The sequence below is a fragment of the Enterobacter sp. I4 genome (assembly GCF_022669095.1).
In the GTDB taxonomy this organism is placed as follows: Bacteria; Pseudomonadota; Gammaproteobacteria; order Enterobacterales; family Enterobacteriaceae; genus Enterobacter; species Enterobacter pasteurii.
In genome coordinates, this window is sequence record NZ_JALBUO010000001.1 from 2,582,138 (window position 1) to 2,598,250 (window position 16,113).

The following is a 16,113-nucleotide window of genomic DNA, read 5'->3' on the forward strand; positions in this document are numbered from 1 at the left end:
GCCTGTGCTTAGCACCGTTCGTCTTACCCCCTATGATAAGGAGATGTTGTAATGTCGACACCGCGCCAGATACTTGCCGCTATTTTTGACATGGATGGATTACTGATTGATTCCGAACCGCTGTGGGATCGGGCTGAACTGGACGTGATGGCCAGCCTCGGCGTCGATATCAGTCGTCGTAGCGAGCTTCCCGACACCCTGGGGCTGCGCATCGATATGGTGGTTGACCTTTGGTATGCCCACCAGCCGTGGGTTGGCCCCGACCGCGAAGAGGTTACGGCGCGCATCATCAACCGCGCCATCTCGCTGGTTGAAGAGCATAAGCCTTTATTGCCGGGAGTCCGCGAGGCTATCGCGCTGTGCAAGGCGCAAGGGCTGAAGGTGGGCCTGGCTTCCGCCTCGCCGCTGCACATGCTGGAAAAAGTGCTCATCATGTTCGGGCTGCGCGACAGCTTCGACGCGCTGGCGTCGGCCGAAAAGCTTCCCTACAGCAAGCCGCATCCGCAGGTCTATCTGGACTGCGCCGCTAAGCTGGGGCTTGACCCGCTCACCTGCGTGGCGCTGGAAGATTCCGTTAACGGAATGGTGGCCTCAAAAGCCGCACGTATGCGCTCCATCGTCGTGCCGGCTGAAGAAGGTCGACACGATCCCCGCTTTGCCCTCGCGGACGTCAGGCTGACGTCTCTTGAAGAACTGACTGCCCGCCATCTGCGCGGGTAGTGATCCGCTTTTCAGGCAGCTTCGGCTGCCTGCATCAAAGAATTAAAACAACGTTTTAGTTTATTTGCTTTTCTCATTCCAGGCTCCTATTCTTACGTGCAGAATGACAATAACCTGACTTCTGAGGCGCGTATGATAATGGATGCTTTTACTCTGGCGGGAAAAGTGGCGATGGTGACCGGGTGCGATACGGGTCTGGGGCAAGGCATGGCCGTTGCACTCGCCGGGGCGGGATGCGACATCGTGGGCGTAAACCGCAAGGCGCCTGATGAAACGGCAGCGCGTGTCACCGCGCTCGGGCGACGCTTTATCGCGATCCGTGCCGATCTCGGCAGGCAGGAAAATATTCAGAGCGTGGTGGACAGCGCGGTCGCCGGGATGGGACGTATCGATATTCTGGTTAACAATGCCGGAACCATTCGCCGCGCCGACGCCCTTGAATTCAGCGAGAAGGACTGGGACGAGGTGATCGACCTCAATCTTAAATCGGTCTTTTTCCTTTCCCAGGCGGTAGCGAAACGGTTTATTGCTCAGGGTCAGGGCGGAAAGATCATAAATATCGCCTCCATGCTCTCCTTCCAGGGCGGCATCCGCGTGCCCTCTTATACGGCATCCAAAAGCGGCGTGCTGGGGCTGACCCGCCTGCTGGCAAACGAATGGGCACCGCTCGGCATCAACGTGAACGCCATCGCGCCGGGCTATATGGCAACAAATAACACCCAACAGCTTCGCGATGACGAGCAGCGAAGCCAGGCGATCCTCGACCGTATCCCCGCGGGCCGCTGGGGGCTGCCGGAAGATTTGCAGGGCCCGGTGGTCTTTCTCGCCTCGAAGGCGTCTGATTACGTTAACGGCCATACCCTTGCCGTCGACGGGGGCTGGCTGGCACGCTAGCCGGGCGTTTGTGACAAAGAGTTACACCGTCACCTCTTTCGCACACTGTATAAAAACCCTATACTGTATGAATCGACAGTTTACCGGGTTTTATCATGACGGCGGAAGGCCACCTGCTTTTTTCTCTTGCCTGTGCAGTGTTTGCCAAAAACGCTGAGCTAACCCCTGTGCTGGCACAGGGGGACTGGTGGCATATTGTCCCTTCTGCCGTGCTGACCTGCCTGCTGCCCGACATCGATCATCCCAAATCATTCCTCGGCCAGCGGCTGAAGTGGATCTCAAAGCCCATCGCCAGAGCCTTTGGCCACCGCGGGTTCACCCACAGCCTGCTGGCCGTGTTTGGCCTGCTGACGCTCTTCTACTTAAAAGTGCCCGACAGCTGGATAGTCCCGGCGGATGCCATTCAGGGCATGGTGCTCGGCTATCTGAGCCATATTCTTGCCGACATGCTGACGCCGGCCGGCGTTCCGCTGCTCTGGCCGTGCCGCTGGCGCTTTCGTCTGCCGATCCTCGTTCCGCAAAAAGGCAACCAGCTGGAGCGCGTCCTGTGCATGGCGCTGTTTGCGTATGCCGTCTGGATGCCGCAGACGTTGCCCGAAAATGGTGCAGTGCGCTGGTCGTCGCAGATGATCAATTCGCTGCAATATCAGTTCAATCGTTTCATTAATCACCAGATTGAACATTAAACCGACAAAATAATCACATTTGTCATAAACCATTCCATATGGATATAAGCGCCACATCACACTTCTGCTAACCTTGCGCCAACAGGTTCGGTAAAAATCGACCGTATAATAAATCAGGAGAACGGGGATGAATTTTCCACTCATAGCGAACATCGTTGTGTTCGTCGTATTGCTATTGCTTCTTGCCCAGGCGCGCCACAAACAGTGGAGCCTGGCGAAAAAGGTGCTGGTCGGTCTGGTGATGGGTGTCGTGTTTGGGCTGGCCCTGCACGCCGTCTACGGCTCCGATAGCCCGGTACTGAAAGAGTCCATCCAGTGGTTCAACATTGTCGGCAACGGCTATGTGCAGCTGCTGCAAATGATCGTCATGCCGCTGGTGTTCGCGTCTATTCTGAGCGCCGTTGCCCGTCTGCACAACGCGACGCAGCTGGGTAAAATCAGCTTCCTGACCATCGGCACCCTGCTCTTCACCACGCTGATTGCGGCGCTGGTGGGTGTGCTGGTGACTAACCTGTTCGGCCTGACCGCAGAGGGCCTGGTTCAGGGCAGCGCTGAAACCGCGCGTCTGACGGCGATCCAGACCAACTACGCGGGTAAAGTGGCCGATCTCACCGTTCCGCAGATGGTGCTCTCCTTCATTCCGAAGAACCCGTTTGCCGATCTGACCGGTGCAAGCCCAACCTCCATTATCAGCGTGGTTATCTTCGCCGCGTTTCTGGGCGTGGCTGCGCTGAAGCTGCTGAAGGACGATGCGCCTAAGGGCGAGCGCGTTCTGACGGCCATCGATACCCTGCAAAGCTGGGTGATGAAGCTGGTACGTCTGGTGATGCAGCTGACGCCGTACGGCGTGCTGGCGCTGATGACCAAGGTAGTGGCAGGCTCGAACCTGCAGGACATCATTAAGCTGGGTAGCTTTGTGATTGCCTCATACCTGGGTCTGGGCATTATGTTTATTGTGCACGGCATCCTGCTTGGCGTGAACGGCGTTAGCCCGCTGAAATACTTCCGTAAGGTCTGGCCGGTGCTGACCTTCGCCTTCACCAGCCGTTCCAGCGCGGCCTCTATCCCGCTGAACGTGGAAGCGCAGACCCGTCGTCTGGGCGTGCCGGAGTCTATCGCCAGCTTCTCCGCCTCATTTGGTGCCACCATTGGACAGAACGGCTGTGCGGGCCTCTACCCGGCAATGCTGGCCGTGATGGTAGCGCCGACGGTGGGCATCAACCCGCTGGATCCGGTCTGGATTGCGACGCTGGTGGGTATCGTAACCATCAGCTCCGCGGGCGTGGCGGGCGTGGGTGGCGGGGCGACGTTCGCCGCGCTGATTGTTCTGCCTGCGCTGGGCCTGCCGGTGACGCTGGTTGCCCTGCTGATTTCCGTAGAGCCGTTAATCGATATGGGTCGTACCGCGCTTAACGTCAGCGGCTCGATGACCGCCGGTACGCTGACCAGCCAGTGGCTGAAGCAGACCGACAAAGCGGTTCTGGAAAGCGAAGACGACGCCGAGCTGGCGCACCGTTAATTAACGACTGTAAAAAAACCGCCTGATGGCGGTTTTTTTTGTCTGCTACTCTTCAACCTCTTCATCCTGGCGAACCTGTACCGCCCAACGCTGCGCCGACTCCGGCACCGTAAATGCGGGAGACCGACGGAAGTGCTCGCCGATCAGCACAAAGGCCACGTATTTACCCCGCAACATCCAGACATCGCGAAAACCATCCACTTTCTGGGCGTGGTCTGGCGGCGCGGGTTCAACGCGGGGCACATAGCTAATAACCTGGCGGTTTTGTTGACGAAGAGGTTTCATAAGCGACTGGTTCACTAAAGCAAATTCTTAAAGCAGGAAATTTCTATCATAGCCGATCCTCACCCCGCCCGTCGCGCCCGGCGTGTGGCAGATGGCTCCTTTCGCTAATCAATCGCTCTGAAAACTCTTAGTTCGCCTGCTAATTCATAACATTGTTCTATCCTTAATAGGGTTTTTAGGAATGAACAAAGGAGAAGCGTGCAATGTCGAACAATGATAAACCACATCAGTCACCCATTCATGGCACCGAAGAATCTCAACCGGGAATGGATTCACTCGCCCCTGCTGACGGCTCTCATAAACCATCCCCGGGCCCTTCCGCACCGGGGGAACAGCCTACCGCACCGGGAAGCATGAAGTCCCCCGATGCGGAAAACGAGAAGTTAAAATCCCTCGATCCGCACCGCAAAGGGGGCGAAGGCTATGCGCTGACCACCAATCAGGGCGTGCGTATCGCCGATGACCAGAACTCCCTGCGTGCCGGAACGCGCGGCCCGACGCTGCTGGAAGATTTCATCCTGCGGGAAAAGATCACCCATTTCGACCATGAGCGTATTCCTGAGCGTATCGTTCACGCGCGTGGCTCCGCAGCGCACGGCTATTTCCAGCCGTATAAGAGCCTGAAAGAGGTAACCAAAGCGGATTTCTTGTCCGACCCGAATAAAATCACCCCGGTGTTCGTGCGCTTCTCCACCGTACAGGGCGGCGCAGGCTCGGCCGACACGGTGCGTGATATTCGCGGCTTCGCCACCAAATTCTACACCGAAGAAGGTATTTTCGACCTCGTCGGCAATAACACCCCGGTTTTCTTCATTCAGGATGCGCATAAGTTTCCTGACTTTGTCCATGCGGTAAAACCAGAGCCTCACTGGGCCATACCGCAGGGACAAAGCGCACATGACACCTTCTGGGACTATGTCTCGCTGCAGCCGGAAACCCTGCACAACGTGATGTGGGCGATGTCTGACCGCGGGATCCCGCGCAGCTACCGCACCATGGAAGGGTTTGGTATTCATACCTTCCGTCTGATCAATGCCGAAGGTAAGGCAACGTTTGTACGTTTCCACTGGAAGCCGGTCGCGGGGAAAGCGTCCCTGGTATGGGATGAAGCGCAGAAGCTCACCGGTCGCGATCCGGACTTCCACCGCCGAGAACTGTGGGAATCCATTGAAGCCGGAGATTTCCCGGAATACGAGCTGGGGTTACAGCTGATTCCGGAAGAGGACGAGTTCAAATTCGACTTCGACCTGCTCGATCCGACCAAGCTTATTCCCGAAGAGCTGGTGCCGGTTCAGCTGGTGGGCAAAATGGTGCTTAACCGCAACCCGGACAATTTCTTTGCCGAGAATGAGCAGGCGGCGTTCCACCCGGGCCACATCGTGCCGGGGCTGGATTTCACCAACGATCCGCTGCTTCAGGGCCGCCTCTTTTCCTACACCGATACGCAGATCAGCCGACTCGGCGGGCCTAACTTCCACGAAATTCCGATCAACCGTCCAACCTGCCCGTACCACAACTTCCAGCGTGACGGGATGCACCGCCAGGATATTGACACCAACCCGGCGAACTACGAACCGAACTCCATTAACGATAACTGGCCGCGTGAAACGCCGCCGGCACCGAAGCGCGGCGGGTTTGAGTCGTATCAGGAGCGCGTTGATGGAACGAAAATTCGCGAGCGCAGCCCGTCCTTCGGCGAATACTACGCCCATCCTCGCCTGTTCTGGAACAGCCAGACCCCGATTGAACAGCAGCATATTATCGGCGGCTTCAGCTTTGAGCTGAGCAAGGTGGTGCGCACGTACATTCGCGAGCGCGTGGTCGATCATCTGGCGCATATTGATATTCAGCTTGCCCAGGGCGTGGCGAACAACCTCGGAATTACGCTCACCGACGAGCAGTGCCATGCCGCACCGCCGAAAGACGTGAACGGGCTGAAAAAGGATCCGTCCCTGAGCCTGTATGCGGTACCCGGCGGGTCAATTAAGGGCCGCGTGGTGGCGATCCTGCTGAACGATAAAACCCGCGCCAGCGACGTGCTGGGGATCATGAAGGCGCTGAAAACCCAGGGAGTGCATGCCAAGCTGCTTTACTCACGCATGGGCGAAGTAACGGCCGATGACGGCTCTGTCCTGCCGATTGCCGCCACCTTTGCGGGCGCACCGTCGCTGACGGTTGATGCGGTGATTATGCCGTGCGGTGACGTAGAGAGCCTTCTCGGCAACGGTGATGCCGCCTATTATCTTCTGGAAGCCTATAAGCACCTGAAGCCGATAGCCCTGGCAGGCGATGCGCGGAAGTTTAAAACCCTGCTGAAGGTGCCGGACCAGGGGGAAGAAGGCATTGTTGAGGGGGATAGCGTTGACGATGCGTTCATGACCCGGCTGTTTGATCTGCTCGCCGCGCACCGCGTGTGGTCGCGCAGCAGTAAAACCGACGAGATCCCGGCGTAAGCAAACCATACCCGGTTGTGCGGCCTGATGCCCGCGCCCCTCTCCCACGGGAGAGGGAATCAATAATTAAAACGGTAACCCAGGGGTTACCGTTTTGCTTTTATCGCGACACCGGCACTTTTTAAAGATCCCGGAACGTCCCCAGACGATACCCACGTTCGGCAATCGCGTGCTTCAGAGACGCCGATGTCAGGACATCCAGTTCATCCAGGCGCGGCCAGCAGTAGGCGCTCTTACGCACGGTCTGGTCGATAAACGCCGGGTGCGCCATCACCTCAAGCGAGCGCTCCCCTTTTGCGGCAGAATCGTCCAGCACCCTGAGGAACAGCGCTTCGTCGATCGCGTCGCCGTAAAATGCGCTGCTGAACCCGTCCGTTGCCGTTACGGCGACCTCCGGCAACCCGCGCACGTCACGATCCACGCGCATCGCCACGCCTTTGCGCTGGGCAAACTCTGCCACTATCGGGAAAATCGCCGGGATCATATGCACATGATGGTGACTGTCAATATGCGTTGGCTCACGGCCAAACGCGTCGACAAAGCGATTAAACTGGCAGTCCAGCTCGCGGGCAATCTCATCGAGCGGCAGCGCGTTCTGCTCCGCCAGTTCCCAAATCCATTTACCCAGCTGCCCGTCGCGCGTCAGGCCCGGCATTGGCGACAGCGGTAGCCCAAGCGTCAGCACAAAGTGCATACCCACGCCCAGCTCTGGTACCTCACGGCTCAGCTGAGCCGCGTGTTCCGCCGCCTCGCCGTTGATAAGCGCTGTTGTGGAGGTCACGACGCCCCGGCGACAGGCCTCAATAATGCCGTAGTTCTGCCCTTTCGACAGGCCAAAATCATCGGCATTTACGATCAGCAGGTTTTCCATCGCGCCTCCTCTTAACGGTGTTTGAGCTTCTCAACCGTGGCGGCAAAGTTTGGCAGCCATTTTTCATGCGCCAGGATCATTTCGCTCGCGAGTTTTTCGGCATCACGGTCAGAATGCACCAGCGGGCTCAGGTTCAGCGCCAGCAGCACGTCATTCAGCTCGCCGCTCAGCGCCGCGTTGCTTGCGGCCACTTCAAAGCCCTTGATGGTATGAATGAGGCCCATCACCTTATCGTCGAAGTGGGTAATGCGCGGATGCGGTTTTGCCCCCTCGCGCCCAAGGATACAGGTCATCTCAACGGCCCAGTCTGCCGGAATATTGTCGATGTGCCCATGATGCGGAACGTTCACATAGTGCTCGGCCTGCTTGTCATTGTAAATGGCGTTGATCACCTCACACGCTGCATCGGAATAGTACGCCCCGCCGCGCTGCTCCAGCTCTTTCGGCTTCACGTTGAGGTTCGGATCTTTATACAAATCAAAAAGCTGCTTCTCCACTTTCTGCACAACCTGCGCACGCGCGCCGCCTTTGTAGTACTCGCCCATTTCAATCGCCAGCATCTCTTTCTGCTTGAAGTAGTAGAGAAGATACGAGCACGGCAGCAGATTCAGGGAGCGGATCAGCCCTTCGCTGAACGGCAGATCGAAGATGTTTTTCACCGAGGCCGCGGTCAGGCGACCGGAGGCGACGCCGTCGAGCAGCTCCGCAAAGCGCGACTGCCCGTTCACCATCACGTCCTTGATGAATACCATGTGGTTGAGGCCGAACAGGTCAATGGAGAGTTCATCGCTGTCGGTCAGTTCCAGCACGTCGCGAATGAACATTTTCATGCCGATCGGAATGTTGCAGACGCCGATAAAGCGTTTGAAGCCGGTGTGGCGATAGACTGCCTCGGTCACCATCCCGGCCGGATTGGTGAAGTTTATGACCCAGGCGTTCGGGCAAATCTCTTCCACGTCTTTAATGATGTCAAAAACCACCGGAATGGTACGCAGACCTTTAAACAGGCCGCCTGCGCCGTTAGTTTCCTGGCCCAGATAACCGTGGCTCAGCGGAATACGCTCGTCAAGCTCGCGCGCCTTAAGCTGACCAACGCGCAGCTGCGTGGTTACGAAGTCAGCATCCTTCAGCGCCAGGCGGCGATCCAGCGTTTTATGCACGGTTAACGGCACACCGGCTTTTTCAACCATGCGTTTGCACAGGTCGAAAATAATATTCAGCTTTTCTTGGCCTTCTTCCACATCCACCAGCCATAACTCGCTGACCGGTAATTCATGATAACGTTTCAGGAAACCTTCAAGTAATTCCGGGGTATAGCTGCTGCCGCCGCCGATGGTCACGACTTTTAATTTCTGTTGCATAATATCTCCCTTAGCGTATCAGGTTAACCGCCTGCAAGGTATAGCGTTCTCTTCCCGCTATTTGGGCAAGCAATTACGTCAATGTTCGTCGCGGATAATCCGCGGAAGGTTAATTTATTACCGTTAAATTTTTGCGGTAACTGTTCGGTGTGAATGAAGTAAACTTTTTAAAGGTTTTAATAAACAGGCTGGGGCTACTGTAACCGGATTCGTAAGCAATATCGGTGACCGAGTAGTTAGTAATTTCCAGCTGTTTTTTGGCAAAATTAATGCGGATTTCATTAATAATTTGCACCGGGGTTTTGCGGTAATAACGCTGCGTGGCGCGCGTTAAATATTCCTGAGATTTACCCGACAGCGCCACCATATTTTCAAGCGCGTTATCGCTGAACTGCCCTTTGTCGTGCATCAGCTCCACGGTACTGCGCAGCCACTGCGGAATATCATCAACCACCTGCTGTTCTTCACGGTGATGGCGAAGACGGTTCATCACGTAGAACGTCACGGTTTCAATAAATTCATCAAATTCACTGTCGCGGAAGTTCAGCGAGGCTATAACCGTTTCAATCCAGGTCATAAACTCGTTTTTGACGCGATACACCTGTGACGCCACGAAGCAGAACGGCACCAGCGGCAGATAGTGCTTTTCGAAGAAGCGCCGGCTCACCCCCACGTTCAGGATACGCGTAGCACCAAATTCATAAAAGCTCTGGTGATAAGAGCCCATCGGCAGAAAGACGAAATCGCCGCGCTCAAGCAGGACGCGCTTACCGTTGATCTCCTGGTAGTATCGGCCGGTCAGAACAATCGTGAACTCGTAGTAGTCATGCTGGTGCAGACCACTGGCGCTCTCCGTTTTGTTGTAAATAACCACGTGAAAATTTTTGCCATTAAACAGCTGCTGCTCATGTGCGGTTTTGATTTCCATCGTGCTGACCTCCTGATGCCTGTTCGGACTTACTGCATCTTCTCGTGAAGCTCGATGAGCTCTGCCACCAGCTCGCGCGCCAGCATGGAGGTCATCAGGTGATCCTGCGCATGAACCAGCACCAGGCTCACCTTCATCTTCCCTTCGCCCTGATCGCCTTCAATGAGCTTCGTCTGCACCAGGTGCGCTTCGTTTAACGCGGTGCGGGACTGATCCATCATGGTTTTCGCGGCGACGAAATCGCCCTGCTTGGCCTGCTTGAGCGCGGCATACGCCAGGCTGCGCGCCTGCCCGGAGTTGATGATAAGGCCCATCACCACTTCTTCCAGATCGTTCTCTGCGGCCTCTTCGGCAACGATACTATCCAAATCTAACATCTTTTAGCTCCTTTTAGCCGGCGCGGGTTGCCCCGCGCCGTGCAATTTTTAGAATTTCAGTGCGAGGGCGATATCCTCTTCGCTCTCTTCTTCATCGATAACCGTTGCGGCTTTGTTGGCAATCGCAACGAACGGCATGTAGAGCAGGGTTGCGATTCCGAGGTTGAATATCGCCAGCAGGAAGGCGGCTACGCTACCGTTGGTGTTGAAGAACGCGCCCAGACCGGCCGGCATCGTCCACGGTGCAATGTTGGTCACCGGCGGGATAATGCCCAGGTAGTACGCCGTCAGCGTAATTGCAGCCAGCAGCGGCTGAACCAGGATAAATGGAATGAACATCACCGGGTTCATGATAATTGGCAGACCAAACAGGATTGGCTCGTTGATCTGGAAGATACCTGACGGCAGGGCCAGCTTCGCAACCTGACGATGGTCAGCGCGGCGAGAGACAATAAAGACCGCGATGATAAGACCCAGCGTCGCCCCGGTCCCCCCCAGGAAGATATAGGAGTCAAGCATCGGCTTCGCCCACACATGGAAGGTTTTACCGGCTGCCAGCGCCGCGTCAACGGAGCCGTACTGCTGGTAAAGCGCAACGTTTTCCAGTGCCCACGGGGTCATAATGCCGCTGTCCAGCGCCGCCAGTGCCAGTGAACCATGCACGCCGAAGAACCACAGCAGGGAGGTAAAGATGACATACGCCCAACCGACCACGCTACCCATCGACGCCAGCGGCGTTGAGATAGAGTCCATGATGATCTGGTGGAAGTTAGTCCCCCAGTGAGAGAGCGCCCAGGCAATAATCCCCATGATGGAGAGAATAATGAAGCCCGGAATCAGCGCGGAAAATGAACGAGAAACGGAGGCCGGTACGCTATCCGGCAGGCGGATAACCCAGTTGCGGCGAATGATAAAGGTGAACATTTCGGCCACCACCAGCCCGATGATAATACCGGAAATGATATTTGCCCCGCCCAGCCAGTTAGCGCCAACCGCATAGGCATCGCCCACGCTGTACGGTGTGACGGTCATAAACGCGGCAATAGACAGTAAGCCCGCCGCCAGCGGATCCACCTTACGCTCTTCCGCCAGCGCCATTCCTATAAAGAAAGGCGCCATCAGCGACATAATACCCAACGTACCGTTGTATACGTTGCCGCCAATGGCTTTCAGGCCGTTAAGGGTTTCAATAGTGGATGCGTCTAACCTAATTCCTAATGAATAAAAAAAGGAACCTTCACCAAAGCTCAGAAAAACGTTGTTAATTAAAACGAACATTGCCCCTGCTAACGTCAACGGCATTAATTTAATAAAACCGTTTTTAATGGCGTTAACGTGAGGCTGCTTTCCTATTTTAACAGCAAAAGGAAGGAGTACCTTTTCAAGTGAAGCGATAACTTTACTCATAGGAAAATACCCTTAAATGCCGCAACGCGGGTTACGGCGTATTGTGTGTGAAATTACTCTTTGACGGGAAAAATAAAAAATTAATTAGCAGCTTTTTTAATCGCCGCAACAGCAGCTTTTAATACACCTAAACCATCAATTTTGCCGTACAGGCCAGAATCGATCACTTCGACCGGCTTATTCGGCAGCAGACGCTGAATTTCTGGCAACATATACGCAATTTGCGGACCCAGCAAAATAACGTCCGCCATCTGGCCCTTTTCACCCGCCAGCGTTTCCGGAAACGCTTCAATCACCACGGGGACTTCATATTTTTCAGCCTGCGCGCGCATCTTTGAAACCAGCAGTGAGGTTGACATGCCCGCAGAGCAGAACAGGTAGATATGTTTCTTTTCCATGATAACTTCCCTCTTGTTTGTCTGACCGCCGTCGCGCTATCACTCGACTCGCTCTCCTGGCTGACGGACAGTGTGCTGAACATTGTTTGTCGTTGAAGTGAGTATACGCAATGGTACAGGGAGGGGATAATTCTGGATAGGCTGAAATTGTCTCTCATTGACCTGGCTTGTTGACTACCTTCACATTTCAGGCAAATAATTCGCGGCAAGAATTAAGATTTACGCAGGTATAAAAAAACCGGCCTTCAGGCCGGTTTTTTAACGCTCTCAGGCAAGCGCGGTTACTGCGCCTTAGGTGCCTGTGGGTCGGTGTCGTATTCAGCACAGGTCTGGTAACCAGAATTGATCACGTGACCGGTATCGTCCAGGGCAACAAAGTACGTCTCTGCCTTACCATCACGTTGACCCAGAATATAGGTCTGGCAGGTACCGCGCGCGTGGATCATGGTGACCTCAGAAGAAGGTTTACCGGCAATAGCCGCAACCTGCGAACGCGTCATGCCTTTCTTGACGTCTTTAACCACTGGCTGTGTGAACTGATCCGCGGTGCGATCGTAAGCCGTACACCCTGCCAGCATAGTCAGTACCGCCGCTGCGCTTAAAATTCCTGCTACGTTCTTGTTCATATTCCGTCCTCTTGTTTATCAGCGTGTTAACTAAGCATGGGATAAAAATTACGATTGTTCAACTTTGCGAGTTACGCCAGACGAATTTCGGAAAATTCTAATAAAACAACGATAAGCTGCTAAATCGCTGTAAAACGATACACTCAAAACTGTGATCCTTGTCGTTTTCCCGACAAAGGGTTAGTTTTAACAGATCACTTTCTGTTTGGTTCTGCATAGGGAGGGCGTAATGGCTCTGCAACAAGAGATTATTCAGGCGCTGGGCGCGAAACCTGCGATTGATGCAAATGAAGAGATCCGTCGTAGCGTTGATTTTTTGAAAGCTTATCTGTCAGCACATCCCTTCCTGAAGACGCTGGTGCTGGGCATCAGCGGCGGGCAGGACTCCACGCTGGCCGGTAAGCTTAGCCAGATGGCCATCTCCGAGCTGCGCGAAGAGACCGGTGACGCCGCGCTGCAGTTTATCGCCGTACGCCTGCCGTACGGCGTTCAGGCCGACGAGCAGGACTGCCAGGATGCTATCGCCTTTATCCAGCCGGACCGGGTGCTCACCGTGAACATTAAGGGTTCGGTGCTGGCAAGCGAGCAGGCGCTGCGCGAAGCCGGTATTGAACTGAGCGATTTTGTCCGGGGCAATGAGAAAGCCCGCGAGCGCATGAAGGCGCAGTACAGTATCGCCGGGATGACCAAAGGGGTTGTGGTGGGGACCGACCATGCGGCGGAAGCCATTACCGGTTTCTTCACTAAATACGGCGATGGCGGCACGGACATCAACCCGCTCTTCCGCCTGAACAAGCGTCAGGGCAAGCAGCTGCTGGCTGCGCTGGGCTGCCCGGAGCATCTCTACAAGAAAGCGCCAACGGCCGATCTCGAAGACGATCGCCCTTCCCTGCCGGATGAAGCGGCGCTGGGCGTGACTTATGACAACATTGACGATTATCTGGAAGGCAAAACGCTCGACGACGCTACCGCTAAGATTATCGAAGGCTGGTATCTGAAAACCGAGCACAAGCGCCGTCCACCGATCACGGTGTTTGACGACTTCTGGAAAAAGTAAAAGCAGAACGGTAACTCAGTTTTGCAGGCCGGGTGAGGTACCGCCGCCCGGCTCTTTTTTAACCACCCAACTCCTGCTACACTGTATGCCTGAACAGTATATGGAGCAGTATGTGAGCAGGCGTCAATCCGCCCCGCGTCTTGAGTTTGAAGCGGCGGCTATCTACGAATATCCCGAGCATCTTCGCCCCTGGCTTGAGGCGCTGCCTAAACAGCCTGGCGTCTACTTCTTTCACGGCGACAGTGACACCATGCCGCTTTATATCGGCAAAAGCGTCAATATCCGCAGCCGGGTAATGTCGCACCTGCGAACGCCGGACGAAGCCTCAATGCTCAGGCAGTCGCGGCGCATCACCTGGATAGAGACGGCAGGCGAGCTGGGCGCGCTTCTGCTCGAAGCCAGGCTTATCAAGGAGCAGCAGCCGCTGTTTAATAAACGCCTGCGCCGCAACCGCCAGCTTTGTTCCCTGCAGGTCAACGCCGGAAAACCGCAGGTCGTCTACGCGCGTGAAGTCGATTTTTCGCATGAACCGAATCTCTACGGCCTGTTTGCCAACAAGCGTGCCGCGCTGCAAACCCTGCAAACGCTGGCAGATGAATTACAGCTTTGTTATGGCCTGTTGGGGCTGGAAGCCACCACCCGCGGGCGCGCCTGTTTTCGCTCCGCACTGAAGCGCTGCGCCGGAGCGTGCTGCGGAAAGGAGAGCGTTGAAGAGCATCATGCCCGCTTTATGGCGGGCCTGGCCTCCATCAGCGTCAACTGCTGGCCGTGGGAAGGCGCCGTGGCGTTGAAGGAAACCCGCGATGGCATGACGCACTATCACATTATCCGCAACTGGCTCTGGCTTGGCGCCGTCGAAAACCTGAATGACGCAGCCGCTCTGCTGCGCACCCCTGCGGGGTTCGATCAGGACGGCTATAAAATTCTGTGTAAGCCGCTGTTAACCGGAAAGTATGAGATTATCGTGCTTAATGACCCGGCAGCCAGGTGATTTCACTGAACAGCAGCGTGCCTTTCGATGCCAGTAAACGAAGGGTATGCGTGCCCTCTTCCCAGCTGGCTCCCTGATCGGCGGTCAGCAATTTATCTCCCAGCTGCCAGGCACCGCTTAACACGAACGCCACGCCGCCACGTGACGCGAAGGTGGTGAACGTACGATTAGCGACGCGCACCTTAGCCTGACAGCGGTCCCGCCGGGTCATGATGTTGAAGTCCATCGACATCTTCCCCTCCGTGAGCACGGCCTTCACCGCCAGATCCCCCGCAAAGGCGTAAGGCTGATGGTGCTTCAGGGTATGGCAAAACGCGCTGCCCGCATCCAGGGTCACCTCGCCGCCTTCCAGCAGCGTAATCACCCGGTCAACGCCCGGGAAAGCGGAGAATTCGCCGTTGCTGGCGATGGAGGCAATGCTGGCCCGCCAGAAAAACTCCCGCGTCGCGGGAGGGAAACAGCAAATCTCACGCGTCTCACCCGCGCCGTTACGCCAGAGGCTGACCGGCATTTTACGGATATCAAAGAATTCCATTACCACTCCTGAAGGACGCACCGTGCGTATGGGCATTTTCACAGGGGTATTATCGGCAGCGGTAAGGCCAGACCTTAGGCATGGAATAAAAGAAAAACCGCCGGTCCTGTCCACAGCGTTTTCGCTTTTGTAGACAGGAGCCCGGCGGTCTTAAGAGTGTGAGCCGATTATTCGGCTGGTGCTGGCATTTTACCTTCCGGCGCGGCACGTTCTGTCAGACGCTTCTCAAAATTGGCATTAAACTGTTTTTTCTGTTCCGGCGTCAGAATGTTGTAAATCTTGTTCTGGGTTTCCATATGGGCCAGCATGCGGGCCTTATGCTGCTCAGCCATCTTGTCGATCTGCGCTTCGGCTTTTGCCTTATCGAAGCTGTCGCTGGCAATGATGTCGTGCATCGCGCGGCGCTCTTCCAGCGGAGGACGCTTCATCTGGTCACGCTGGCTTTTCCTGATGTCGCGGATCTGCTGTTTCTGCGCGTCGGTCAGGTTCAGATCTTTAAACATCATCATTTCATGGTGCATACCCGGCTTGCCTTTATGATGCATCATCATTTTGCCTTCAGCTGGCGCGGCGGCGGTGGTCGCGGTATCGGCGGCGAACGCGGTGCTGGTTGCGCCCAGAGCCAGGGTAGAGGCAACAAACAGTGCAGTTAATTTACGCATAATGTCTTTCCTTACTTTCAGTTATTCTTCGGCGCTATGCCGTGTTGACGAGATTAACTTTACGGGGTTTAGCGTCAATTAATCAGAGCAACGGTAAAACAATGAAAGTATAAAAAACACTTTTTCGCCAATTGTGGAGAAATTAAGGAAAAATAATGGAGAGATGAAAGTAAAATATTCAACAAGATGATTTTAAAGAGATTATGGAGAAGTATAGCGAAGTGGCGTTTAATAATAAAGCAATTATCCAGGAATATTCCGCAAACAAAACAAGAACGCTTTTATCGCTAAGAAATTAATAAACCGTTTCCCCTCCGGTCGACGCGAGGGGAAAACGATCAGA

General features: G+C 55.3%; 15 protein-coding genes and 2 pseudogenes. 7 read left to right on the forward strand and 10 right to left on the reverse strand.

Features of this window, described 5'->3' with window-relative positions; genetic code table 11:
• Positions 1 to 51 precede the first annotated feature (51 nt).
• From hxpB to MOQ06_RS12290, 4 genes are all read left to right on the forward strand, one after another.
• Positions 52 to 720: a hexitol phosphatase HxpB gene (gene hxpB, locus MOQ06_RS12275; RefSeq protein ID WP_242173171.1), complete on the forward strand. Its 669-nt coding sequence runs from the start codon at positions 52 to 54 to the stop codon at positions 718 to 720.
• Positions 721 to 852: 132 nt separating this feature from the next.
• A complete protein-coding gene (kduD, locus tag MOQ06_RS12280) occupies positions 853 to 1,614 on the forward strand; it encodes a 2-dehydro-3-deoxy-D-gluconate 5-dehydrogenase KduD (protein WP_176610567.1) in 762 nt (253 codons plus the stop codon).
• A 95-nt stretch (positions 1,615 to 1,709) separates the two neighbouring features.
• The gene (locus tag MOQ06_RS12285) at positions 1,710 to 2,300 is read left to right on the forward strand and encodes a metal-dependent hydrolase (protein WP_148419067.1); all 591 of its coding nucleotides are present in this window, start codon (positions 1,710 to 1,712) and stop codon (positions 2,298 to 2,300) included.
• A gap of 127 nt (positions 2,301 to 2,427) precedes the next feature.
• On the forward strand, positions 2,428 to 3,819 hold the full coding sequence (locus MOQ06_RS12290; protein WP_193356251.1) for an L-cystine transporter: 1,392 nt from the start codon (positions 2,428 to 2,430) through the stop codon (positions 3,817 to 3,819).
• Between the two features lie 45 nt (positions 3,820 to 3,864).
• Here the strand turns inward: MOQ06_RS12290 and cedA are convergent, their stop codons facing one another.
• Positions 3,865 to 4,104, reverse strand: a complete 240-nt coding sequence (gene cedA, locus MOQ06_RS12295) for a cell division activator CedA (RefSeq protein WP_209007147.1) — start codon at positions 4,102 to 4,104, stop codon at positions 3,865 to 3,867.
• Positions 4,105 to 4,307: 203 nt separating this feature from the next.
• On the opposite strand from cedA, the gene katE reads away from it, so the two are divergent.
• Entirely contained in the window at positions 4,308 to 6,557 is a 2,250-nt protein-coding gene (katE, locus tag MOQ06_RS12300) for a catalase HPII (protein WP_242173172.1), read from the forward strand.
• A gap of 121 nt (positions 6,558 to 6,678) precedes the next feature.
• On the opposite strand, the gene chbG is transcribed toward katE, so the two are convergent.
• From chbG to osmE, 7 genes and pseudogenes are all read right to left on the reverse strand, one after another.
• Positions 6,679 to 7,428, reverse strand: coding sequence for a chitin disaccharide deacetylase (gene chbG, locus MOQ06_RS12305; protein ID WP_148419074.1), 750 nt, complete (start codon positions 7,426 to 7,428; stop codon positions 6,679 to 6,681).
• Between the two features lie 11 nt (positions 7,429 to 7,439).
• Positions 7,440 to 8,789, reverse strand: coding sequence for a 6-phospho-beta-glucosidase (locus tag MOQ06_RS12310; protein ID WP_242173174.1), 1,350 nt, complete (start codon positions 8,787 to 8,789; stop codon positions 7,440 to 7,442).
• A 109-nt stretch (positions 8,790 to 8,898) separates the two neighbouring features.
• Positions 8,899 to 9,729, reverse strand: a pseudogene (gene chbR / locus MOQ06_RS12315) (transcriptional regulator ChbR); the annotation flags it as partial.
• A 17-nt stretch (positions 9,730 to 9,746) separates the two neighbouring features.
• Positions 9,747 to 10,094, reverse strand: a complete 348-nt coding sequence (gene chbA, locus MOQ06_RS12320; RefSeq protein WP_148419080.1) for a PTS N,N'-diacetylchitobiose transporter subunit IIA — start codon at positions 10,092 to 10,094, stop codon at positions 9,747 to 9,749.
• A gap of 48 nt (positions 10,095 to 10,142) precedes the next feature.
• Complete coding sequence (gene chbC, locus MOQ06_RS12325; protein ID WP_017384664.1) at positions 10,143 to 11,501, reverse strand: PTS N,N'-diacetylchitobiose transporter subunit IIC; 1,359 nt, start codon at positions 11,499 to 11,501, stop codon at positions 10,143 to 10,145.
• An 80-nt stretch (positions 11,502 to 11,581) separates the two neighbouring features.
• Positions 11,582 to 11,905: pseudogene (locus tag MOQ06_RS12330) on the reverse strand (PTS sugar transporter subunit IIB); the annotation flags it as partial.
• A gap of 275 nt (positions 11,906 to 12,180) precedes the next feature.
• Positions 12,181 to 12,525 (reverse strand): osmotically-inducible lipoprotein OsmE, encoded by a 345-nt coding sequence (gene osmE / locus MOQ06_RS12335; RefSeq protein ID WP_148419084.1) that lies wholly within the window; start codon positions 12,523 to 12,525, stop codon positions 12,181 to 12,183.
• Between the two features lie 229 nt (positions 12,526 to 12,754).
• Between osmE and nadE the strand changes: the two genes are divergently transcribed.
• Entirely contained in the window at positions 12,755 to 13,582 is an 828-nt protein-coding gene (gene nadE, locus MOQ06_RS12340) for an ammonia-dependent NAD(+) synthetase (protein ID WP_148419086.1), read from the forward strand.
• A 112-nt stretch (positions 13,583 to 13,694) separates the two neighbouring features.
• Positions 13,695 to 14,573: an excinuclease Cho gene (cho, locus tag MOQ06_RS12345; protein WP_242173176.1), complete on the forward strand. Its 879-nt coding sequence runs from the start codon at positions 13,695 to 13,697 to the stop codon at positions 14,571 to 14,573.
• Here the strand turns inward: cho and ves are convergent.
• Positions 14,551 to 15,108 (reverse strand): environmental stress-induced protein Ves, encoded by a 558-nt coding sequence (gene ves / locus MOQ06_RS12350; RefSeq protein WP_242173178.1) that lies wholly within the window; start codon positions 15,106 to 15,108, stop codon positions 14,551 to 14,553. The genes cho and ves overlap by 23 nt on opposite strands.
• A gap of 167 nt (positions 15,109 to 15,275) precedes the next feature.
• Entirely contained in the window at positions 15,276 to 15,770 is a 495-nt protein-coding gene (gene spy, locus MOQ06_RS12355; RefSeq protein ID WP_242173180.1) for an ATP-independent periplasmic protein-refolding chaperone Spy, read from the reverse strand.
• Positions 15,771 to 16,113 lie beyond the last annotated feature (343 nt).

Coding starts and splice junctions, on each gene's coding strand:
- osmE (WP_148419084.1), bottom strand. CDS start 12,525: ATGAACAAGAACGTAGCAGGAATTTTAAGCGCAGCGGCGGTACTGACT.
- nadE (WP_148419086.1), top strand. CDS start 12,755: ATGGCTCTGCAACAAGAGATTATTCAGGCGCTGGGCGCGAAACCTGCG.
- MOQ06_RS12310 (WP_242173174.1), bottom strand. CDS start 8,789: ATGCAACAGAAATTAAAAGTCGTGACCATCGGCGGCGGCAGCAGCTAT.
- kduD (WP_176610567.1), top strand. CDS start 853: ATGATAATGGATGCTTTTACTCTGGCGGGAAAAGTGGCGATGGTGACC.
- chbG (WP_148419074.1), bottom strand. CDS start 7,428: ATGGAAAACCTGCTGATCGTAAATGCCGATGATTTTGGCCTGTCGAAA.
- cedA (WP_209007147.1), bottom strand. CDS start 4,104: ATGAAACCTCTTCGTCAACAAAACCGCCAGGTTATTAGCTATGTGCCC.
- MOQ06_RS12290 (WP_193356251.1), top strand. CDS start 2,428: ATGAATTTTCCACTCATAGCGAACATCGTTGTGTTCGTCGTATTGCTA.
- katE (WP_242173172.1), top strand. CDS start 4,308: ATGTCGAACAATGATAAACCACATCAGTCACCCATTCATGGCACCGAA.
- MOQ06_RS12285 (WP_148419067.1), top strand. CDS start 1,710: ATGACGGCGGAAGGCCACCTGCTTTTTTCTCTTGCCTGTGCAGTGTTT.
- chbA (WP_148419080.1), bottom strand. CDS start 10,094: ATGTTAGATTTGGATAGTATCGTTGCCGAAGAGGCCGCAGAGAACGAT.
- spy (WP_242173180.1), bottom strand. CDS start 15,770: ATGCGTAAATTAACTGCACTGTTTGTTGCCTCTACCCTGGCTCTGGGC.
- hxpB (WP_242173171.1), top strand. CDS start 52: ATGTCGACACCGCGCCAGATACTTGCCGCTATTTTTGACATGGATGGA.
- chbC (WP_017384664.1), bottom strand. CDS start 11,501: ATGAGTAAAGTTATCGCTTCACTTGAAAAGGTACTCCTTCCTTTTGCT.
- ves (WP_242173178.1), bottom strand. CDS start 15,108: ATGGAATTCTTTGATATCCGTAAAATGCCGGTCAGCCTCTGGCGTAAC.